Origin of the sequence: Pseudoalteromonas sp. S4492, assembly GCF_005886115.1 — a bacterium.
GTDB lineage: Bacteria > Pseudomonadota > Gammaproteobacteria > Enterobacterales > Alteromonadaceae > Pseudoalteromonas > Pseudoalteromonas gelatinilytica.
The window spans coordinates 38,569-59,477 of the sequence record NZ_PNCP01000022.1 but is presented as its reverse complement, the minus strand read 5'-3'; the positions used below and the strand labels follow the sequence as shown (position 1 = coordinate 59,477).

At 40.2% G+C, this 20,909-nt stretch carries 18 protein-coding genes; 5 read left to right on the top strand and 13 right to left on the bottom strand.

Annotation, left to right across the window (positions count from 1 at the left end):
• Window positions 1-5 precede the first annotated feature (5 nt).
• From CWC28_RS06685 to CWC28_RS06665, 5 genes are all read right to left on the bottom strand, one after another.
• Entirely contained in the window at window positions 6-1,742 is a 1,737-nt protein-coding gene (locus tag CWC28_RS06685; protein WP_063707646.1) for an amidohydrolase, read from the bottom strand.
• Between the two features lie 73 nt (window positions 1,743-1,815).
• The gene (locus tag CWC28_RS06680) at window positions 1,816-2,781 is read right to left on the bottom strand and encodes a Solitary outer membrane autotransporter beta-barrel domain (protein ID WP_063707642.1); all 966 of its coding nucleotides are present in this window, start codon (window positions 2,779-2,781) and stop codon (window positions 1,816-1,818) included.
• Between the two features lie 116 nt (window positions 2,782-2,897).
• On the bottom strand, window positions 2,898-4,493 hold the full coding sequence (locus CWC28_RS06675) for an AbgT family transporter (RefSeq protein ID WP_063707639.1): 1,596 nt from the start codon (window positions 4,491-4,493) through the stop codon (window positions 2,898-2,900).
• A 77-nt stretch (window positions 4,494-4,570) separates the two neighbouring features.
• The gene (locus tag CWC28_RS06670; protein WP_063707636.1) at window positions 4,571-4,870 is read right to left on the bottom strand and encodes a hypothetical protein; all 300 of its coding nucleotides are present in this window, start codon (window positions 4,868-4,870) and stop codon (window positions 4,571-4,573) included.
• Window positions 4,871-4,877: 7 nt separating this feature from the next.
• Complete coding sequence (locus CWC28_RS06665; protein WP_062567116.1) at window positions 4,878-5,138, bottom strand: DUF3081 domain-containing protein; 261 nt, start codon at window positions 5,136-5,138, stop codon at window positions 4,878-4,880.
• A 201-nt stretch (window positions 5,139-5,339) separates the two neighbouring features.
• Here CWC28_RS06665 and CWC28_RS06660 point away from each other — a divergent pair, with 201 nt between their 5' ends.
• On the top strand, window positions 5,340-6,206 hold the full coding sequence (locus CWC28_RS06660) for a TlpA family protein disulfide reductase (RefSeq protein WP_082874132.1): 867 nt from the start codon (window positions 5,340-5,342) through the stop codon (window positions 6,204-6,206).
• Window positions 6,207-6,284: 78 nt separating this feature from the next.
• Window positions 6,285-7,565 carry a flavohemoglobin expression-modulating QEGLA motif protein gene (locus tag CWC28_RS06655; protein ID WP_063707629.1) on the top strand — a complete coding sequence of 427 codons (1,281 nt, stop codon included), beginning with the start codon at window positions 6,285-6,287 and terminating at the stop codon, window positions 7,563-7,565.
• A gap of 90 nt (window positions 7,566-7,655) precedes the next feature.
• Here CWC28_RS06655 and CWC28_RS06650 read toward each other — a convergent pair whose 3' ends face one another.
• The 6 genes from CWC28_RS06650 to CWC28_RS06625 all read right to left on the bottom strand — a co-directional run bounded on the left by CWC28_RS06650 (window position 7,656) and on the right by CWC28_RS06625 (window position 14,642).
• Window positions 7,656-8,873: a type III PLP-dependent enzyme gene (locus tag CWC28_RS06650; protein WP_063707626.1), complete on the bottom strand. Its 1,218-nt coding sequence runs from the start codon at window positions 8,871-8,873 to the stop codon at window positions 7,656-7,658.
• 261 nt (window positions 8,874-9,134) lie between these two features.
• Entirely contained in the window at window positions 9,135-9,965 is an 831-nt protein-coding gene (locus tag CWC28_RS06645; RefSeq protein ID WP_063707623.1) for a hypothetical protein, read from the bottom strand.
• 55 nt (window positions 9,966-10,020) lie between these two features.
• A complete protein-coding gene (locus tag CWC28_RS06640) occupies window positions 10,021-10,824 on the bottom strand; it encodes a DUF1338 domain-containing protein (RefSeq protein ID WP_063707620.1) in 804 nt (267 codons plus the stop codon).
• A 40-nt stretch (window positions 10,825-10,864) separates the two neighbouring features.
• A complete protein-coding gene (gene astD / locus CWC28_RS06635; RefSeq protein ID WP_063707617.1) occupies window positions 10,865-12,337 on the bottom strand; it encodes a succinylglutamate-semialdehyde dehydrogenase in 1,473 nt (490 codons plus the stop codon).
• Window positions 12,338-12,355: 18 nt separating this feature from the next.
• Window positions 12,356-13,390, bottom strand: a complete 1,035-nt coding sequence (astA, locus tag CWC28_RS06630) for an arginine N-succinyltransferase (protein ID WP_063707614.1) — start codon at window positions 13,388-13,390, stop codon at window positions 12,356-12,358.
• A gap of 46 nt (window positions 13,391-13,436) precedes the next feature.
• Window positions 13,437-14,642, bottom strand: a complete 1,206-nt coding sequence (locus CWC28_RS06625) for an aspartate aminotransferase family protein (protein ID WP_063707612.1) — start codon at window positions 14,640-14,642, stop codon at window positions 13,437-13,439.
• 203 nt (window positions 14,643-14,845) lie between these two features.
• On the opposite strand from CWC28_RS06625, the gene CWC28_RS06620 reads away from it, so the two are divergent.
• Window positions 14,846-15,274, top strand: coding sequence for an Lrp/AsnC family transcriptional regulator (locus tag CWC28_RS06620; RefSeq protein ID WP_054554593.1), 429 nt, complete (start codon window positions 14,846-14,848; stop codon window positions 15,272-15,274).
• A 71-nt stretch (window positions 15,275-15,345) separates the two neighbouring features.
• A complete protein-coding gene (locus CWC28_RS06615) occupies window positions 15,346-16,494 on the top strand; it encodes a transporter substrate-binding domain-containing protein (protein WP_138624908.1) in 1,149 nt (382 codons plus the stop codon).
• A 9-nt stretch (window positions 16,495-16,503) separates the two neighbouring features.
• On the opposite strand, the gene CWC28_RS06610 is transcribed toward CWC28_RS06615, so the two are convergent.
• Window positions 16,504-17,427: a hypothetical protein gene (locus tag CWC28_RS06610; protein WP_063707609.1), complete on the bottom strand. Its 924-nt coding sequence runs from the start codon at window positions 17,425-17,427 to the stop codon at window positions 16,504-16,506.
• Window positions 17,428-17,469: 42 nt separating this feature from the next.
• Window positions 17,470-19,392: a putative bifunctional diguanylate cyclase/phosphodiesterase gene (locus tag CWC28_RS06605; protein WP_105181822.1), complete on the bottom strand. Its 1,923-nt coding sequence runs from the start codon at window positions 19,390-19,392 to the stop codon at window positions 17,470-17,472.
• 1,209 nt (window positions 19,393-20,601) lie between these two features.
• On the opposite strand from CWC28_RS06605, the gene CWC28_RS06600 reads away from it, so the two are divergent.
• Window positions 20,602-20,901, top strand: a complete 300-nt coding sequence (locus CWC28_RS06600; protein ID WP_054562386.1) for an isoamylase early set domain-containing protein — start codon at window positions 20,602-20,604, stop codon at window positions 20,899-20,901.
• Window positions 20,902-20,909 lie beyond the last annotated feature (8 nt).

The following is a 20,909-nucleotide window of genomic DNA, read 5'->3' as shown; positions in this document are numbered from 1 at the left end:
TGTGTTTAATTTTTGCTGTAGACGGTTTTACCACGGCTAATAGTTTCTAACACTTGTAAGTTATGTAGCTCTGCGGGCTTTATTTTCAACGGGTTGTTATCAAGGATAATTAAATCTGCTTGCATCCCTTGTTTTAATTGCCCTTTTGAGCTTTCTTCAAAGTGTTGATACGCAGGCCATGTCGTCATTGCTTGTAGGGCAGTATACACAGAAACGCGTTGATCTGGGCCTAATACTTGATCTGTACGGGTCGTACGGTTAACCGTTGCATCTAATACGCGCAGTGCGTTTGGCAAGGCCACGGGTGCATCATGATGGGTGCTAAACATTAATCCTTGTTCGAGGACCGCATGAGTAGGTGAAATAAAATCAGCTCGGGGGTGACCAAGTACCGAATTTACATGCCAGTCGCCCCAATAAAAGGTATGCATTGGGAAGAGCGATGGAAATATGCCTAACTCTTTAAGGCGATTTACCTGATCTTGACGAATTGTTTGACCATGAATGAGCACTGGGCGGCGGTCTTTTTTACCAAGCTTGTTATTGGCATTTTCAACGGCATTTAAGAACTGCTCAATAGCAGCATCACCATTTGCATGCGTCATCACTTGCCAGCCATTGGCAAAGGCCGTTTCTACATATTCATAAGCTTGTTCATCATTAAAAGTAGGGTAGCCTGCATAACCTTGCTCTTGGCCTTCGGGGGCTTTTAGGTAAGGATGAGATAACCAAGCAGTTTTACCTTGTGGTGAGCCATCAAAGTTAAGTTTTACACCCCCAATGCGAAAATGATTCGTGTAGTTTTTACTGTTATAGCTTGAATCCATAAAACTGCTGCTGGTGGCCATATCGGCATAGGCAACCACATCAATCACGAATTTATCCGCTTTTGATGCCCTTACCATTGAATCATAGGCTTCTTGAGTTGCTCGGCCCTCTTGCGCTGTAGTGTAGCCGTATTTTGTATAGAGCTTTTGTCCTTCTTGGAGCATTAAATCTTGTAAGTCAGGATCAAAGGACTGCATGAGTTTAAACAGTAAACCAAAGTGTGCGTTTTCTTCGAGCACGCCATTGGGTTCTTGCGAGTTCGGCATACGACGAATTAGCCCGCCTTTAGGGTTTTCTGTGTTTTCATCGATGCCAGCCATGGCTAAGGCTTTACTATTTGCAACACTCAAATGCCCTGAGGTATGAATGATAATGACCGGCTTTTCGGTGCTCACGCGGTCTAAATCCATTTTAGTTGGGTATCTATCAAGCTCAGCATCATCGTAACCAAAGCCTAAAATTGCCCCCGTTTTTTCAATAAATGTAGTGTAGTCAGGGTTATTTTGTGCGGCGGTGAGAATATTAACAATTTGTTCAACGCTATTGGCATCACCATCTGGGCTAGGTAATACATTGGCCACCATAGCTTGCAAACCAACACCATAGACATGGCTATGGCCATCTACAAAGCCTGGCATTAAAGTTTTACCTTGTAAATCAATCAGCTTTGTTTTGCCAAACTTATGCTCAAGTGCTTTAGTTTTATCACCCACAAAGATGATCTTGTCACCTTGCGTTGCGATTGCCTGCGCATATTCTGGTTCATCGCCAGTCATTGTAAGAATATCGCCACCATAATAAATGGCATCTGCAGCACTTACTTGCAAAGGTAGGGTTTTAGCTGTTTGCTCAGGGGGGTTATCGCAAGCCGTTAAGGCAAGGAATGCACAAGCGATCGCGAGATGATGTTTCATATAACTCTTCCATGAATTTTAATTATGTCTAAGAATATAGTCTGTTTTAAAATTTTGTCTTTAAAAAATGGACTTAAATTTCATTAAAGTACAAGACAATAGCAGCGCCATCGAGGCTACTGCCGTTATGAATGTTGATACCCACTCCAAAGTTGTCAAACCACGATGTCCACTTTCTACTGTCCCATAAAAAGCCAATACCGTATTCATAAAAGTGGTCGGTCCCAAACGCTACACGACTATCACCGCCTAAATCAATTCGCTGTCCTTTGATATAAAAAGCTTGCTCAAAAGGCCCGATTTTAAACATGTTAAATTTAGCTTTTATACCATTGAGAGTACGCCACGTCTCTGGTGCTGCATTACTTATCCCATCAGGATGAGACAGAGCCCAGCCATAGTAATAATTAAAGTTAAGCTTGTACTCGTAATAGCCCCAATACCTAGGAAGTCGATAGATCATAGTCGCATTTGGGTTTAACACCAGTGCATTACTATTGAGGTTGGTGTAAAGGTTATCAGCTAAAGGCTGTAAGTCGCGTCTGGATTCAGAGGAGTTGTAATCATAATCATTGTTGTAATGTAAGTAGTGAGTATTAAAGCCAAATTGATATGACCATTTAGAGCCAAGTGCTTTCTCAGCATTAAAACCGAGCATCCCGTTATACACAGTTTCTGAAATATAGTCGTCAGCGACATTCTCATACAAAGAGATAAAATCTGATTGATTTAAATAACTTATTCTGCCGGTCAAACTTAGTTTGTGTTGATAAATAGGCTCATCAAGCTGCCATGTGTAAGGAATACTGTAGAGCTTAAGCTCCTTTCTAAGTGCGATACTGTCTTCATCTTTGCTGGCATGTTGCGGGTCAAACAGTGTTTGCGGATCAAAATCACCAAACCCCAAAGTAATACTGTCACCATCCGTTAAAACTAACGACGTTGCAAATGCGGTTTCAAGTTGTTTGGTTGGATTAGCATATAAATTAAATACATTTAATGCGTACAGGAGAAGCCACAGCTTAAATTGCTTTTTCATAAAAAATAACAATAAAAATTAATGTCTTAATAATAGTCGCAAAGTTAGTTTTCAACAATCTCAGGTACAAAAAAGCCAAGCATTAGCTTGGCTTTTTTCATCTCTTGAATAAGAGATTAAGGCTGATAATAAATCGGTGATTCAGGGCCAACTGGGAAGCCCAGTACAAACACCCATAAGTAGAATAACGCGACCCAACCAACAAAGAAGATGATGCTGTAAGGAAGCATGGTCGCAACCAATGTACCAATCCCCATGTCTTTCTTATACTTCGTTGCCACAGCCAGTATCAAGCCAAAATAGCTCATCATTGGGGTGATAAGGTTCGTAACAGAGTCACCAATGCGGTACGCTGCTTGGATGGTTTCTGGCGCATAGCCTATTAGCATTAACATTGGTACGAAGATAGGTGCCGTGACAGCCCATTGTGCTGATGAAGAGCCTAAGCTTAAGTTTACTAATGCACACATTAAGATGAATAGCACAAATACTTCTGGGCCAGTTAGGTTTAACGCTTGTAATAGAGCGGCGCCGTTAATGGCTAATATTGTGCCAAGGTTGGTCCATTTAAAGAAAGCAACGAACTGTGCTGCAAAGAAAACCAGCACAATGTACATACCCATCGAGCTCATACTTTTACTCATGGCATCGATGACATCTTTATCGTTTTTCATGGTGCCAACAACGCGGCCGTAAACAAAACCTGGAATACCGAAAGTTACAAAGATAAAGACCACAATGCCTTTTAAAAATGGCGAGTGTGCAACAAGGCCTGTTTCTGGGTTACGCAAAATGCCGTCTTCAGGAACAATTGTCCAAGCAAGTAATAATGACACCACTAACAGTGAAACACCGGCCCACTTAAGGCCTGATTTTTCTTTATCGGTTAAACCTGCAATGTCATTTTTAGGTAAATCATTGCTTGCTTCATCTGGGTTGTATTTGCCAAGGCGTGGCTCAACGATTTTCTCGGTAACGAACGTGCCTAAAATGGCAATTAAAAATACTGAGATCATCATGAAATACCAGTTTGCTTCAGCGCCAACTTGGTAATTTGGATCAATCATTTGTGCTGCTGGCGTGGTGATACCTGCAAGCAGCGGGTCTATGGTACCAAGTAATAAATTGGCACTGTAACCACCTGAAACACCGGCAAATGCTGCAGCAAGACCGGCAAGCGGATGACGACCAAGACTGTGGAATATCATGGCTGCTAATGGAATAAGTACGACGTAGCCAAGTTCAGATGCCGTATTTGATAAAATCGCAGCAAACACCACCATAAAAGTAACTAGGCGTTTAGATGCGCCCATTACCATGCCACGCATAGCAGCAGAGAGTAAACCAGAGTGCTCTGCAACACTTACACCTAATAGAGCAACTAATACCGTCCCAAGTGGTGCAAAGCTGGTGAAGTTCGTAACAAGGCCGGTAACGATACGCTGCAGGCCTTCGGCACTGAGCAGGCTGACCACTTCAATTACACCATCAGGATCGCGAACTGCTGCGCCCTCAGGGCGTGGGTCGATAGCACTTAAACCAAACCAGTCGGCAATTCCGCTAAAGACAATGATAGCAACGCAGAACATTGCAAATAAGGTGATAGGATGGGGTAGCATATTACCCAAAAATTCAACGGTGGCTAAAAATCGGTTAAATAACCCATTGTTACCACCCTCATGGGTGTTGTGAGAGTTTATTGCTTTTGACATGTCCAGTTCTCGTTATTTCAAAATGGCGCTAACCTAGCATTTTTTACCGGACAGATCATGTTTTAGCGGTAGGCGTTCTAATAGGTACGTTCCAATACACCCTTATATAGCAAGGGGTAGCGGCGCAAACGTTTGCCAATGTAATCATCAGCTAGAATTTGCGCACAGATTTGCTCTACATCGTTACTTGCTTCAAATACCCAATCAAAGCGCTCGATTGCAAGCAGAAAACCACGCTTGAGGAACTGTTGTTCACGATAGTAACTAAGATTATCGCGAATGATATCTAACTTACCTGGGTTAGATTTAAGTTCATCAATTACTTGGTTGATAAACGCTTGCTGTTGCTTTGACTCAGCTTTTACCCGTCGTTTCATTACTTCTTCACAGTTCCTTTTCAGCGATATAAAGCACTTTCTTTAAAAAATCTTCTTTGTTCTTTTCATGTTGATAGTCAAGGTGATAGGTATTATGAAAGCCAAAGCGTAGTAACACACCACTGCCTTTTAGATATACCGTATAACCATCGATATCCGAAAAAGCACAAATACCTTCATAGAGCTTACCATCTTCATGATCTTCACCGTGTTGAATGATTTTTTCATACACAGAAAGAATTAATTTACCGTCTAGCTCATTTTTCATGATGACTCCTTTTTGATGTAATACGTTTCAAACCTATAAAAAGTTTAGTGTTATTTTATGCAGGTATTAACTGTTTTGAGTATTTTTAAAACCTTACTTTGCGATATATCAGTAAAATCACATTGAGTAAGCGGATGTCGAAAATTTACAATATTTTCTCTTATCTTAAACTTAAGATAGATTTTATTTGAGGGACGCACAATGAGATATAAATTTATACCCCTGATACTACTAGCAGGCTTGGTGCTTGTAAGCAAAAGCATATCAGCAAATACAGCCCCCTTGGTGTTAGAAAATGAAGCGGGGCAAATAGTTAAACTTGACAGTTACTTAGGCAAGAAACCCGTTTACTTAAAGTTTTGGGCGACTTGGTGCAAGCCATGTATGGAGCAAATGCCACATTTTCAGCATGCATATGAGCAATATGGCGATAAAATTCAATTCGTGGCTATTAATATTGACCTTAATGATGATGCAGACGCTGTTGCTAAGGTTAAAGAGCGTTTTTCACTCACTATGCCAATATTTACTGATCACACAGGCCAGGTTGCTAAACATTATGAATTTATGGGCACCCCTTTTCATGTGTTGATTGATAGTGATAAAAAGGTGATTTTTCAAGGCCACGAAGCAGATAAACCGCTTGATAACACATTACGTTTGTTATCACACAATGGCAAAGTTGATGAAGCGCGCTTACTAAACGAAAAGCAAGGCCAAGCCACTCCTTTGGTAATTCCGAATAAAGGCAAAAAAGCTGTGCTATTCACCGCAACATGGTGCGACTGGTACTTAGCCGACACGCGCCCTGCAATGGCAAAGCAGTGTGTATTAGCGCAGCAACATGTTAATCAGTTGGTAGAGCAAGGAGTTGATGTCGAGGTTAAAGTGAGTCAGCTGTGGACTGATCAAAGCGCAGTGCAAGAATATGTTGATAAATTCTCTGCAACCATGCCGGTTTCAATCGATTATGGTAATGATTTATTTATCGAAAATGGCATTAATTCGGTACCCAGTTTACTTCTCTACAACGACGGAAAATTAGTCTCTAAAAAAGCTAAATTTTAATTAAAACAGCATGATTTTGCTTTGTAATTATGCAAATTTAGCCTATGCTCAAGGCTCATTACACAGTGAGCCTAGAGCATGATAGATAAGGCATTATTAGCAAAAACACGCGAGTTATCTGACCGATTAATCGCACTGCAAACACCCATTCGTATCCTTGATGCGATCAACTGGGATAAACAAATCAAAGAAGAGTTTTTTAAGCATAAGTGCCAAAAGAACCCAACGGTTGATCAAGCCTATTACCAACAGCGTGACCTTGGTTTTGTACCAAGTGAGTTACGTCGTGCGTTCTCTGATTTAAATCGCGATATCATCAGCCAGCTAGGGCAGTTAAACCCGATTGCGCAATACATGAGCAAAATGTGTACTGAATATAAAACCGTACTTAGTATGATTGAATATCGCGGTACCCCTGAATTTCATGATTTGTCTGTTGAGTTGTTTGGTCACCCCAAAGATTTATTCCATGCTGGAGAGCCTTCACTTTCTGAGCTTGCAACCATGCTTGAGCAGCCGCTAAAGAGTATGCTTGATGCGGATATTTTACCTGATGATCCAAAAAACATAGATGCAGAAGACGCGGTTAAAATTTTAGCATCACAAGTGGCTCAAACGATGCCGGGCATCGATGTTGAGGTTATTCTGAGTGACGGTATTGTGAGTGACGCCGCGGCAGGTGCAAATAATATTAAACTTAATCAAGATGTTAAATTCTCTCAAAGAGAGCTAGATATTCTTGAGGTGCATGAAGGCTGGATCCATGTCGGAACCACGCAAAACGGTCTTGCTCAGCCTTATTTAACCTGTTTAAGTAAAGGCACACCGAGCTCCACAGTTACCCAAGAAGGCCTTGCGGTATTGACCGAAATTATTACCTTAAAGTCGACGCCACGACGTTTAGCAAAGTTAGTGAACCGTATTCAAGGTATTACTAAGGTTATTGATGGTGCGGAGTTTGTTGATATTTATCGTGATTATGTAGCGCAAGGTTTGAGTAAAGACGACAGTTATACACTTACTCAGCGAGTGTTTAGAGGCAGTACGGCAACAGGCTTACCATTTACCAAAGATATCGCTTATATCAAAGGTTTCGTGTTGGTGTATAACCTTATACGAGTTGCCATTCAGTTAGGTCGAATTGATCAACTGCACTTGTTATTGGTTGGTAAAATCTCAATAGATGATTTTAGACTGATATCGCAACTACATGATTTAGGTGTGATTGAAGACCCTAAATTTATTCCACCACACTTTAAAGACTTACGAGGCCTAGCAACTTGGCTAAGCTTTGGACGTTTTATTGGAAACTTGTCGTTTGAACAATTAGAAAACGATTACAAACCACTCTTTATTTAAATAAATATATAAAAAAATGCAGCTGGAATGAGCAGCTGCATTTTAAGAGTTAAAGCATGTTGCCTTACATGCTTTTAGTCGAGGAAACGATTAACCGGTGAGTGCGTCAACCTGCACTACATCATTCAGTACGATAACTTCTGCACGTTTGAAGAAGTTAAAATCTGTTGCGGTTGCTAATGTGTAAGCACCCATCATACGGCTGATGATTAAATCACCATTGTTTAATTTTGGTAGCATAATTGACTCACTTACTACGTCGATGCTATCGCAAGTCGGGCCTGCTAATACTGACTCAACACGTTCGTTTGATTGCTTGAACGAGTCGATAGGGTATGAAGCTTCATCGAACAATAAACCACTGAAAGAGCCGTAAATTCCATCATCTAAATAGTACCAAGGCTTGCCATCACGTACTGCTTGACCCATTACCGATGCAACGCTGGTTACAGCACTGGCTACAATAAAGCGACCTGGTTCAGCAATTACGCGAACTGTCTCTGGTAACTGTGCTAAGGCATCATTAATCGGTGCACAAAATTCTTCAATTGGCAGCACGTCTTTGTTGTAAGGCACAGGGAAACCACCGCCGATATCAAGCGTACTAAGCGCAGGTAATCCTAATGCGGCTACGTGGTTAATCACTTGATTACATGCAGCAATGGCAGTGACATATTTAGCTGGGCTTGCTGTTTGCGAGCCAACATGGAACGACAACCCTTTGATACGAATACCTAATTGTTGCGCATAGCTAATGATTTCAATAGCCATTGCTGGGCTACAACCAAATTTTTTCGATAAATCAGCGAATGCTTCCGCATTACGAAAACTTAAGCGAACAAGTAACTCAACCTGCTCTTTGTATGCAATGAACTTTTCTAATTCGTTGATGTTATCAACCACAAACACATTACAACCGTATTCAAGTGCATCACGAATATCACGATCACGTTTGATTGGGTGCGTGTGAATCGTACGATCACTGGGTACGCCTTGGCTGGCGACTAAGTCAACTTCACCGCTGGTTGCTAAATCAAAGCTGGCACCTTCTTCTAAAAGCGTACGAACAACCGCTGGATGAGGAAGTGGTTTTAAGGCAAAGTGTAAAGCAACGCCAGGTAAAGCACGGCTTAATGCACGGTATTGATGACGAACTGATTCACAATCAAGCACCATTAATGGCGCGCCATGTTGTGCAACGAGTTGTTCAATAAATTGGTTTGAAGGTTGTGCTACTGGTTCGTTTGCAGCAACCGATGCTGCAGGTACTTTGATTGTTAAGTCTTGTGTAAGTGTTGAAATAGCCATTTTACTCTCCGGCAATTAAGCAACTGCTCGGAAAAAAAATGGAAGTCCGAGTCAGTTGAGTGTTATTAAGCGCACAGTATGTTCTGTGCAATCAAATACACTCTTGGATAGTTGCTCTATCGCCTTGCTACAAACAGGGTTTGTAATGTACTCGGATTGGCTATCATCAAGAAGCGGCGAGATAATAGATCTGCTTTTTTATTTACGCAAGTATTTTTTCATAATATTTCGAGTTATTTTTGTACAGCAAATCGAGTTGGCTTAGTCACTGTTTTCAAAGCGAATTCCATAGCTTTGTGTATAAATGTTGAGCATGGCTTTTGCATCATCAGGGTGATTACTTTTGCTGTGTAGTTGCTGAATATAGGCGGCCATCTCAGCACTTTTCATATAATCATTGATAAGTGCAATAGCACGATAACCCGCTGCGGTTTTACTGCAGGTAAAAAAGCCATTGATAAATTCAGGATATTCGGCAATTCGTCTTGATGTGAGTTGGTTTAACTCATGGGCAGGTATATGCGCTTCAAGTGCTTGTTTGTATGCAACAATGTAATCAATACGCTTATTAAGTAATAGCCGACTCAGTTGTAAAAATGCATTTTCTCCGTAAATAGCCGCAACGTTGTATTGTTTATTAGCAAAAACCTCATCGAGTTCGCGATAGCTGGTGGAACCAATAATGCCAAAACTACCTTTGTTTTTGAGAAGCTTAGTGACAGAAATAGGCGCCGAACCTGACTCTAAAGTGCTTTTAAGTGCATAGATTTGACGCTGTACATGCATATAGGTGGGTATGTTAGAAAACACCATGGATTCTGCTCGTTCAGGGGTTTTGATTGCGTTAAAGGTGCAACTGGCCTCATTACTTGATAAGCGCTTCATTAAGCGCGCATGATTGGTAAAGTCGACGTCTATATCGAATTCATCAGCAAGGGCTGGATTGATAACAGCAGCAAGGTGGAGGTTAATGCTGAGTTTATCTGCTTCGCTGGCAAAATATGCATGAGACAAAATTGTAAGCGTGGGTTTTTCTGTTGCCGTTGCTGTGTTTAGGGTAATAAGAATTACGATAAACGCAATTAGTCTCATACATTTCCTTGTGTACCAATTCGCTTATTGCGTTAAGCGAATTGGTCTGTGCTAATTAGCGAGCATTGGTGCTCTCAAAAATTTTGTCAGCTGATGCTGCCACAAAACCTGTGTATAGCTCGCCATCTGGTTTTGCGTAACGCAGAGCGAACTCATAAAAACAACTCGGTACGGCAACAACACCATCACTAAATTCAACTTCGCTGTCATCAGCAAGGGTTGAAGATTGCTCAAGTAATACTTCTGGTGAACCTTTGATTTCGCCGCCAGATGTATTTAGCGCAAAACCCGCATCTTTAAGTGCTTGGTTTACACTTTCGATATCATCGAATTTTGCTAATTCATTGATGCTCACGGTAAAGTGATTAGCACGGTAACCCCATGCTGACATCCATGCTGCGTATTCGCTTTCTGCAAGCAGCTTTTTGTAGGTGTCTGAGCTTACTTGCCAGTGCGTACCTGAATAGAGGAAATTATCCGCTGTTACAGCGTCTTCGTCAATCTGATCAACCATGTCATTAACGATAGCTTGTAATTCTTCTGAGCATTGCTCAACAAGTAATTCAGAAATGAAAACTTTAGGTTGCTTAGGATCTGAGTGTTCGAAGTGCTTAGCGTATAGTTTTTTCGCTTCGAAGTGGTACTCGCCGCATTCTTTGTAACCAACTGCTAAAAAGTGCGCAGCTAGTTTTTCTAAACCGATTTTTTCATGGTTAAAAGTACGTAAAGCGATGTGATCGTTGATCACGTCATCTTGTTGTGTAGAGCCAAGTAACTCATGTACTTTTACTGCCGATGGCGTAACTGATAAATAGTTGTCCCATAGGTTTTCAAATAGGGCGTTTACATCTGTGTGCATGTTTAATTCCTTCAATTAAGGCGGCGAGGCCGCCAAACAATTATTCAATAATTAAGCCCGGCGCAAGGGTCTGTGGTAAGTTAACTTTATCGGCTTCAACAGAAGCAACAGGGTATGCACAGTAGTCAGCTGCGTAATAAGCGCTCGCTCTGTGGTTACCACTAGCACCAATACCACCAAACGGTGCAGCGCTTGATGCGCCTGTAATTGGTCGGTTCCAGTTAACAATACCGGCACGAATACGTTTTAAGAAATGCTGGTAGTCATTACTATCATCACTTAATAAACCAGCAGATAAACCAAAAGAGGTGTTATTTGCTTCATTAATCGCGCTATCGAAATCTGTATAACGGTAAACCTTGATAAGAGGACCAAAGTGCTCTTCATCAGGCATGTCTTTAACAGCGGTTACATCAATAATACCTGGGCTTACAAAACCTGTACCCGGCTCAAGATGTTTAAGCTCAACAAGAGAAGTAGCTCCCATATCAAGTAACTGCTGCTGAGCTGCAACCATACCTAGTGCTGCTTTTTCGCTGATCATTGCCCCCATAAATGGTTGATCTTCGCTAAAGCTGTCGGCTACTTTGATGTTTTTTGTTGCAGCAATTAATTTTTCTAAAATTGCATCACCATTTGCCGAGTTCTCGATGAATAAACGACGAGAACAGGTACAACGTTGGCCAGACGTAATGAAACCAGACTGGATAATGTCGTGAACAGCCGCACTTACATCTGCGACATCTTTTACGATCAGTGGATTATTACCACCCATTTCCAGCGCTAAGATTTTACCTGGATGACCTGCAAATTGCTTATGTAATAGGTGACCTGTATTTGAGCTACCCGTAAAGAATAAGCCATCAATATCTTGGTGAGAGGCCAAAGCAATACCTGTGTCTACTTCACCTTGTACAAGGTTAATGACACCGGCTGGTAAGCCTGCTTTTAGCCAAAGTTTTAAAGTGAACTCAGCAACATGAGGCGTCAGTTCTGATGGCTTAAATACAACCGTATTACCCGCTAAAATAGCAGGCACAATATGGCCATTTGGTAAGTGACCTGGGAAATTGTAAGGGCCAAATACGGCAACAACGCCATGTGGCTTGTGACGAATAAACGCTTTTGCGCCCGGCATTGGGTTTTCTGTGGTCCCAGTACGTTCGTGATAGGCTTTAATTGAAATGGCAATCTTACCTGTCATTGCGCCTACTTCGGTACGTGTTTCCCAAAGTGGTTTACCTGTTTCACGGGCGATAATCGTTGCAAACTCTTCGCTGTGCTCTTTAAGCTCTGCTGCAAAGTTTTCAAGAATAACGATACGCTCTTCAAGGGCCATATCAGCCCAGCCAAGCTGAGCACTGCGAGCAGCTTTGATTGCATCAGCGACTTGTTCAGCAGTGGCTGTTTTACCTTGCCAAACAACCTCGCCATTACTTGGGTTGATTGAACTAAAATCATGACCAAGGCCTGCTTGCCATTGGTTAGCAATAAGTTGAGTTGTTACACTCATTTTAAACTCCTTAAGTGGTTACAAACGGAAGAACCGTGCTGCATCCCCTTGTTTTAATTTAAGTGCATCTGCCACTTCTTGGCTGACGATTAACGTGTGCTTAGCGTGGTTATAGTGAGCATGTTTGGTGAATGTTGCTCTAAAGTCATTCACGCCTTGGTTGCAGATAGCTAATGTATCTGAGCTCTGCTCATTGATATGCGCAAGCTCACCAATGCTGATAGGGCACACTTGTGACTCACGAACACTGCGAATATTGCCAAGTTTTGCTTCAACAGTAGGCCCTGCATCGAAGAGGTCAACATAACCACGGTGCTCAAACCCTTCTTTTTCTAAGAGTTTAAGTGCAGGCTTGGTTTTTTCATGAACCTTACCAATCACAGCTTGGGCTTTTTTGCTCAGTAAGTTGGCATAAATAGGGTACTTAGGCATTAACTCGCTGATGAAGACTTTATCGCCTAAACCAACTAAATGGTCAGCCTGTGGGAACTCAATACTAAAAAAGTGCTCTTGTAACCACTGCCAGAAAGGCGAATGACCGTCTTCATCACTCACACCACGCATTTCTGCGATGATGGTGTCAGCAAAGCGTTCACTGTGCTGAGCCATAAATAGAAAACGTGATCGTGATAAAAAGCGACCTGTTAAGCCTTTGCGATTTTGCTCCCTTAAGAACAAGGTACAAATTTCAGAGCAACCTGTGTAGTCATTACACATACTCAGAATATCAACAGTGTTATATACGTTGAGAGTAGGTGAATGGTGAACAGTTTTACCAAGGTGGTAATGGTACAAAGGAACCGACATACCCACGGCAGCTTCAATAGCGGTTGTGCCAATTACGTCACCTGTTTTACTGTCTTCTAAAACAAATAAGTAGGTTTCGTCTTGTGGTTTATTAATGTCTTTTGCAAAACTGCGTTCAGCGCGTTCAATTTTTTCTTGTAGTAAATTGTCGTCGACCGGTAACGAGGTAAAACCATGCCCGGATTCCATTGCAATTTGCTTTAACGCGGCAAAATCATTTGCTGTTATAGGACGTAATACTTGCATTAATTGCACTCCAATGGCGCATACCTAAGGCATGCGCCAACTAGGATTAACCGTTTACAACGTCTGCAACCGCTTTTTCAAAGCGAGCTAAACCTTCTTTGATATCCTCTAAAGGAATAACTAAAGATGGCGTAAAGCGCACAACGTTTGTACCAGCAACAAGGCTCATTAAACCGTGTTTAGTGCTTGCTACAAGGAAGTCGCGTGCACGGCCTTCAAATTTGCTGTTAAGAACCGCACCTAATAATAGACCTTTACCACGAACTTCACTAAATACGTCGTATTTTTCGTTGATTGCAGCAAAACCGTCGCGTAAAAGTTGTTCACGCTGTTTAACACCTGCAAGTACTTCTTCGTTATTAACAGTATCAAAAGCCGCTTCTGCTACTGCACATGCAAGTGGGTTACCACCGTAAGTTGAACCATGTGTGCCTACTTTTAAATGCTCTGCAATGCTTGCTGTTGTGATCATCGCACCGATTGGGAAACCACCACCTAATGCTTTTGCTGTCGTAAGAATATCTGGTGTTACATCTAAACCTTGGTATGCGTATAAATCACCTGTACGGCCAACACCTGTTTGTACTTCATCAAAAATAAGTAAAGCATTGTGTTTGTCACATAACGCGCGAACACCTTTAATAAATTCGTTCGTTGGCGAAATGATACCGCCTTCACCTTGTAATGGCTCCATCATCACAGCACACGTGTTGTCGCTAATAAGTGCTTCAAACGCAGCTAAATCGTTATAGTCACAGTGATCGATTGCAGCAGGCTTAGGACCGAAACCATCTGAGTAAGCTGCTTGACCACCTACCGTAACAGTGAAGAATGTACGACCGTGGAAACCTTTGTTGAACGCGATGATTTGGTTCTTTTGCTCGCCGTGTACATCTAATGCCCAGCGACGCGCTAATTTTAATGCTGCTTCGTTAGCTTCTGCACCTGAGTTTGCAAAATACACTTTATCGGCAAATGTAGCGTCCGTTAATTTTTTAGCTAAGCGCAGTGCAGGCTCATTTGTCATTACGTTTGATAAGTGCCAAATTTTTTCGCCTTGCTCTTTTAGTGCATTGACAAGCGCTGGGTGACAATGGCCTAAACAGTTAACAGCGATACCACCTGCAAAATCGATAAATTCTTTACCGTTTTGATCCCAAACACGTGAGCCTTCACCGCGAACAGGAATAACCTCTGATGGGTTGTAGTTTGGTACCATTACGTCGTTAAAAAGTTCTCTTGTTACTTGCATTTGTTGCACCTAAATCTGGCTTAGTATGAAAAAGTTAAATTGCAAAAAATAGGTCAGTTAAGCCGTTCCTGCCTAATTAAGCACGATGAGATTATTTTTCTTATCTATTTTTCTTATTATCTGGGTTAGGAACTTAAATTTGCAGTGCTATTTTGTGAAAAATGACTAAAATAAAATGCAAATTAACGAAAAGAGTAGTCAAAGTGATAACTTCTCAAGATGAAAAACTATTAGCTATCTTAAGAACCAATGCGCGTGCGAGTATTTCTGACCTAGCGAGAGCGCTTAATTTATCGCGCTCAACAGTTCAAAGCCGAATGTTGAAATTAGAAGAAACAGGTGTGATCAAAGGTTATAGCGTAGACTATGGTGATGCCTATTTGAGCCAAATGGTATCGGCGCATGTTTCGATTAAAGTGAAACAAAAACTAACCACCAAAACGAATCTTGAACTAAAGCAGATTGATGCTATTTCACAGCTCTACGCAATTAGCGGTGAATTTGATTTGATTGCCGTTGTGCAAGCGCAAAACCTTGAAAAGTTAAGCCACCTATTAGATGACATTGGTAACTTAGATGGCGTTGAGCGAACAACGTCGTCAGTGATTTTAGAGACAAAGTTTAAGCGTTAACCCTTTATCAGGTAAATCTGACTCTATTGTCTATAATGACTTTAGTTTGTTAGTTATTTAGGCTTATGTCGATGCTTGCTTCATTATTGCTTTCGCTCACTGTGGCTCAGCCTTTTCAGTTAGGTACTAACCTGCCAATTAACGCACCACATAATGCAATTAATCATGTTGAATGTATTTTTAAGCAAATCAATGTGCCATTTAAGTTACAGAAACTACCTTGGTTAAGGGCTAAAAGGGAAGTGCAGCTAGATCGGCTAGATGGTTACTTTACCGCAAACCTGTTATCGCAAATGCAAGAGTATGGTGAGCTTTCTGCCCCGATGTTTTTAGAAAACTGGTACTGGTTTACCCATGCAGATTCGGCTTCAATAGCTGAACACGATTTGCGTTATGGCGTCGTAAGAGGGAGTCATCAGGCTGATTGGTATCAATTGACAAATCGGAAAATCGAAGTCGAAGTTAACACCACACAAGAGCTTATCAAAGTGTTCAAAAAGCAGCGGGTAGATAGAATCTTGCTTGATTTAGAAGAGTTTGAGTTCAATGCTGTGCAGTTACAAATAAAGCCTGATGAATATACACAAACATTCTATCGTTATGTGCCTTTGGGTTTATTTGCAGCAAATAAAACGCTCAAGGAATTCCCTGACTTTTTAAATGCCTTTAACAGTCATATAAGTAGCTGTTCACAAAGTCCCTTTGTATTGTCAAAGATTGAAAAACTAACCTTGGTGAATGTGCTTTTAGAGCAAATAAAGCAATTAGCGAATTCAGACAATGTACAACAAGCGGTAATGAAAAGTAATCGGCAACCGCTCGCGCAGCAAGACCTCGATCAGCTTGATAATCAGTGGGCACAACAAGTTCGTGACAATACACCGATACTTGCAGAGCGCTATCTAAAATTTGAAGGTTCACAATTCTTACAAGTATGGCAAAAGCAAATGCAAGGTGTTATTACAGAGATAATCGTCACTGATAAACAAGGTAAAAATGTCATTATTAGTGAAGTCACCACTGACTATTGGCAGGGTGATGAAGCTAAATTTTTAAATATGTATCAGCAAGATGACGATTACTACATTGATACTGTGGAATTTGATGAATCTACCAAACACTTTCAGGTGCAGTTTAGCGTGCCTATCTTTGATGAGAAAAATCAGCACATGGGGGTGCTGATTTTAGGCGTAGACATCGAAAAAGCGCTCTCTAAATAATGTGTTTGGTTATTGATTCGCTTTGGGCACTTTGCGAATAACTTTCTTTTCTACTTCATCGAGCTTAATGACATAGGCATTACCACCAATGCCTTTAAATTCTTCGTCTGTAAAGACAATCGTGTTGTCATCGTAAAAAGTGATGGCTTCTTTTTGCGTTACGATCCCAAGATCAATACGAGATACATCACCAGAAAAAAACTTATCACCCTGAAAGTTTTCAAATAACCAAATGCTGGTTGAATCGAGTAGAACTAACTTGGTTCTATCAGGGCTCAGAGCCGCAGAAGTGATCCAACAAAGTTTTTCCATTGTGGTGCAAGTTTGAAATGAATCTATTAATTGTGCATCAAAGTTCGCTGCATGATCGCCGACTTTATATACTTTTGTAATGCCATCAAATGGTTCAGTGCGATTTTTGGTAAATAAATAGAGATGTCGGCCAAGCGCGACAAAGGCCTCCAAATCAAAGTTACGTTGATCTGGTTGGATTGGGCTGCCGTCCATTTCAGGATAAGTAAACTTGATTATCTCTGCTTCTGTTGTGTCGCCCTTAATATCAATTGGGTTTTCGATTTTATAAATAGTTAACCATTTTCTGTCGTTTTTATTATTGCCAAAGTCGCCCAAGAAAAAGTGACCAAATTTGTTTTGTGTCATGTCTTCCCAGTCAATGTTTTTAGCATTGGTAACTAAAATTTCTTTCGCTATAGAGCCATCTTCATTAAGGCGGTAAAGTTTTGGCTCGTCGCCACTGTCGTTAATAGCCCAAAGTCGATTAAATTTATCAAATTCAATCCCTGAGATTTCTCTAAGTTTAGGGTCTACAGTTAAACGTTTTTTACTATAAAGAGTATAAATAGAAGAGCCAACCAGTAATCCAATAATGGTGACTGACAAGATAAAAACCGTAAGTAAGCTTTTTTTTAACATTAACAAGGGAATGGCTTTGAATAATGTGTTCAGTATAACTTACTAAAGCGGTTGCTGTATATTCCAAACCCCTGTTCCAGTGACAGACATAAAGTTAATGTTATCTTGCAACACTTTATGCCCAACATTAACAGACGATTCAGGGTGGCTCACTAGGTAGCCTTGAACACTGTTAATGCCCATCGATTTTACAAGCTCGAATTGGGCGAGTTCTTCTACTCCTTCAGCCACCACTTTTAATCCGAGTTTACGGCCCAGCTCACTGACTGAGTGCATGATTTCATTATATTTAAGATTATCGTTAGCCTGTGCTACAAACAGTTTATCTAGTTTGATTACATCGATGGGCAAATCTGCAAGGGTGCTTAGCGAGCTAAAACCTGTGCCAAAATCATCGATTGCTATAGTGATCCCTTCACCTCGAAGCTTTTCTAATGATTGAATGATTTTATTACTTGCTTTGATTAACGTTGATTCGGTAATTTCAAGCATTAGTGCTTTTGCAGGCAGCCCCGTTTTAGCAAGCTTTTCCATGACCCACTCATAAATATCGTAATGCTTTAACTGCACGCCAGATATATTCACAGAAATAGACACTTTTTTCATCCCTGCATTATACCAAGCGGACATTTGCCGACATGATTCCAACATGATCCAATCACCAAGTTCTAATATCAGATTAGATTCTTCAGCAATGGGGATAAACTCGTCAGGCGTAATTGAGCCTTCAACAGGATGATCCCAGCGAACCAATGCTTCAAAATAATCAATGGCGCAGTCATCTACATGTACAATAGGTTGAAAAGACAAATGAAAACTGCTGCTAGCAATAGCAAGACGCATTTCTTCTAGCAAGTAATGATAGCGGCGAATTTTTTTGCCCATTTCGGGTGAATACACCTTAAAAATTCCACGACCATCTGTTTTTGCTCGATACATTGCTACATCAGCCATTTGCAGTAATGCTTGTGGAGTGGATGCGCTATCAGGGTAAACAGCAATACCTATGCTGGCGCTAATTTTTATTAACTTATTCCCTAATACAAAGTCTCGTTCAATTTCGTGTAATACATTTTGTGCGACTTCTAATGCTTTCTCTTTATCGTCTTTTAAGTTAATGAAAATAGAAAACTCATCTCCACCAAGACGTGCTAGATTTTGCTCTAATTGGCTAATGGGTGAAATGTTACTTATCTTATGGTGTCGTAAAACACTGCTCAAGCGTGTTGCTACTTGAATTAACACATCATCACCAAAACTGTGACCAAATGAGTCATTCACCTGTTTGAACCCGTCTAAATCTATAAATAGTAAAGCACAGCTGAACTTATCCATTTCAGCGAGTCTTAATTGTTTTGCTAGGTGTTCTATATAGGCATGTCGGTCAATAAGGTGGGTTAACTTATCTTGATAAATACTGACTTCAGATTCACGCGTGTAATTAGTGATATGGGTAGTAAGTGTCTGAAAGTTATTTTGTAACTGATCAAGTTGCGTATGCTTTGTTAGGTCCGAGTCTGTGGCTAAATTTAGGCTGTTGAGTAATTCAATTGCCTTAGTGTTAAGCATTTTGATTGCGTATTTCTCATGGTTGTTTTGGAATCTTAAGTTAACTAACCAACTGACTGCTAATGCTAACAAGATTAAAATGATAATGTTGACTGGTGAGAATAATGTAGTGAGTATAAGTTCTGAAGTCATCGCGGTGACGACTGACTCAGTTGTTGTGTTTATAACAATATAAGAAATGTTATTGTCGTAGATTAAATGCTGGCCACTTAATACAAGGTTATACCAAGGTGCCGCTACCACAGTAACATCAGTACCTTGGAAGGTATGTAGTTCTAAGCCTTTTGGCGCGTACATCAGATCATTGACTTGTTTAGTCAAGAAGATATTTAAGCCATATATAAAAGCTATTAAAGTTATAATACTTATTGATAAAGTTCGAAGAGCATTGGCCATACATTACTACCATTGTGGTGTTTTTGTTTTACAATAAAACCTCACCAGTTAATACACCGAGTATATTGTGTGCATCTAGATTAGACAAAACCTTTCTCATACTTTGGGCATGGATGAGTACAGAATGTGAAAATTCATAGTAATTAGTGTTAATGCTCTAAAATGTTTTTCTTATATAATTTTTATAAGACCTTACTTTTATACTGCATTGTTGCCATTCATTAAGTAATCTTTTTCTCTAGTACTGACAAAAACGCTGATAAATTTTCATACTGATAATATCTATGGTTAGTGTTCTGCTAAATAAAAATTAATTACATTGTCTACGTTTTATTCTTTCAAATTCTTGTGTGTTGAATTAATTATTTCTTCACCCATCTGTAAATTTTTAAATGTTATATGTCACTTTTCAAAAAGGATTGCGAGTTTTATTCGAATCAGATTTCTGAATAGCAAGTTACAAGGTCAGAAAAAGTGGCGATAGAAAAGCTGGAAAGCAGCACTGTCAATGCTTTTATGGATGGCTAACCTGTTTGAATTTACGCTTTTCTACTTATTGTGTTTGCATATGCGCTGGGATAGTTTTTAAAAACGTTAATTGGGTAGTGCTGAATTAACGATTAGTTTATAGAACTAAATATGCGTTGTGTTTTATAAGTTAATGTGTGATAAAAAATTAATAATTAGTCAGAACAATAAATATTTTATTTTCATAGGGTTCGTTAATCTATTTGGCAAGGCTATATGATGTAAATGTCTTTAGTTTGTTTTTGTAAATTATCGATAATGTGTTTTTGACGAACGAAGTCGTGTTTCTTTTAGTGTGATTGCTCTAATTCTCCACTTCAATTTTATTCACTTTACCCAACCTAAATTGTTATCTATTTTTTTTATAAGTTGCGATGTGAGTTGATAAAAAAGGTACTGAAAATAAAGTATATTTTATTATCAACTTGGTTCAGTTATTGCTCGTAATAATATAGCAATATGATTATTGTAGTTTTTGTATGTTTTGTGCACTATGGTGGTGCGAAAAACAAACAGCTGCACTGTCATAATGCGTAAATATAGGTTTGATTTACTAACAGTGAACTTGATGTTTTAGTAAGCAAGTTTAGAGACCTGGAACGCACAGCTTCCGCTGAATGAGTCGTCAATGCGGTACTGTGGCAAGGATTAATTTACCAATTGGTTGAATTGGAGCCCACTATGCTAAGTAAACGTTTTTTTAAAACTAAAGACGAAACAGAAGTTACCTTTGAATTCCAACACCCTGACGCTGATGACGTACAATTAGTTGCAGAGTTCACAGATTGGCAACCCGTGCCAATGAAGTTCAATAAAAAAGAACAAGTATTCAAATGCAAACAGCGCTTACCGCTTGATCAAGAATTTCACTTCCGCTACTTAATCAATGGCGAAACATGGGATAACGATCACCAAGCTGATGGTTATATTCCAAACGGTTTTGGTACTGATAACAGCATTGTTAATACCCAACGCGCTTAGGTGTTTTA

What these genes read in the sequence shown, in the direction of transcription:
- CWC28_RS06685 (WP_063707646.1), bottom strand. Translation starts at nt 1,742, where the DNA reads ATGAAACATCATCTCGCGATCGCTTGTGCATTCCTTGCCTTAACGGCT.
- CWC28_RS06680 (WP_063707642.1), bottom strand. Translation starts at nt 2,781, where the DNA reads ATGAAAAAGCAATTTAAGCTGTGGCTTCTCCTGTACGCATTAAATGTA.
- CWC28_RS06675 (WP_063707639.1), bottom strand. Translation starts at nt 4,493, where the DNA reads ATGTCAAAAGCAATAAACTCTCACAACACCCATGAGGGTGGTAACAAT.
- CWC28_RS06670 (WP_063707636.1), bottom strand. Translation starts at nt 4,870, where the DNA reads ATGAAACGACGGGTAAAAGCTGAGTCAAAGCAACAGCAAGCGTTTATC.
- CWC28_RS06665 (WP_062567116.1), bottom strand. Translation starts at nt 5,138, where the DNA reads ATGAAAAATGAGCTAGACGGTAAATTAATTCTTTCTGTGTATGAAAAA.
- CWC28_RS06660 (WP_082874132.1), top strand. Translation starts at nt 5,340, where the DNA reads ATGAGATATAAATTTATACCCCTGATACTACTAGCAGGCTTGGTGCTT.
- CWC28_RS06655 (WP_063707629.1), top strand. Translation starts at nt 6,285, where the DNA reads ATGATAGATAAGGCATTATTAGCAAAAACACGCGAGTTATCTGACCGA.
- CWC28_RS06650 (WP_063707626.1), bottom strand. Translation starts at nt 8,873, where the DNA reads ATGGCTATTTCAACACTTACACAAGACTTAACAATCAAAGTACCTGCA.
- CWC28_RS06645 (WP_063707623.1), bottom strand. Translation starts at nt 9,965, where the DNA reads ATGAGACTAATTGCGTTTATCGTAATTCTTATTACCCTAAACACAGCA.
- CWC28_RS06640 (WP_063707620.1), bottom strand. Translation starts at nt 10,824, where the DNA reads ATGCACACAGATGTAAACGCCCTATTTGAAAACCTATGGGACAACTAT.
- astD (WP_063707617.1), bottom strand. Translation starts at nt 12,337, where the DNA reads ATGAGTGTAACAACTCAACTTATTGCTAACCAATGGCAAGCAGGCCTT.
- astA (WP_063707614.1), bottom strand. Translation starts at nt 13,390, where the DNA reads ATGCAAGTATTACGTCCTATAACAGCAAATGATTTTGCCGCGTTAAAG.
- CWC28_RS06625 (WP_063707612.1), bottom strand. Translation starts at nt 14,642, where the DNA reads ATGCAAGTAACAAGAGAACTTTTTAACGACGTAATGGTACCAAACTAC.
- CWC28_RS06615 (WP_138624908.1), top strand. Translation starts at nt 15,346, where the DNA reads ATGCTTGCTTCATTATTGCTTTCGCTCACTGTGGCTCAGCCTTTTCAG.
- CWC28_RS06610 (WP_063707609.1), bottom strand. Translation starts at nt 17,427, where the DNA reads ATGTTAAAAAAAAGCTTACTTACGGTTTTTATCTTGTCAGTCACCATT.
- CWC28_RS06605 (WP_105181822.1), bottom strand. Translation starts at nt 19,392, where the DNA reads ATGGCCAATGCTCTTCGAACTTTATCAATAAGTATTATAACTTTAATA.
- CWC28_RS06600 (WP_054562386.1), top strand. Translation starts at nt 20,602, where the DNA reads ATGCTAAGTAAACGTTTTTTTAAAACTAAAGACGAAACAGAAGTTACC.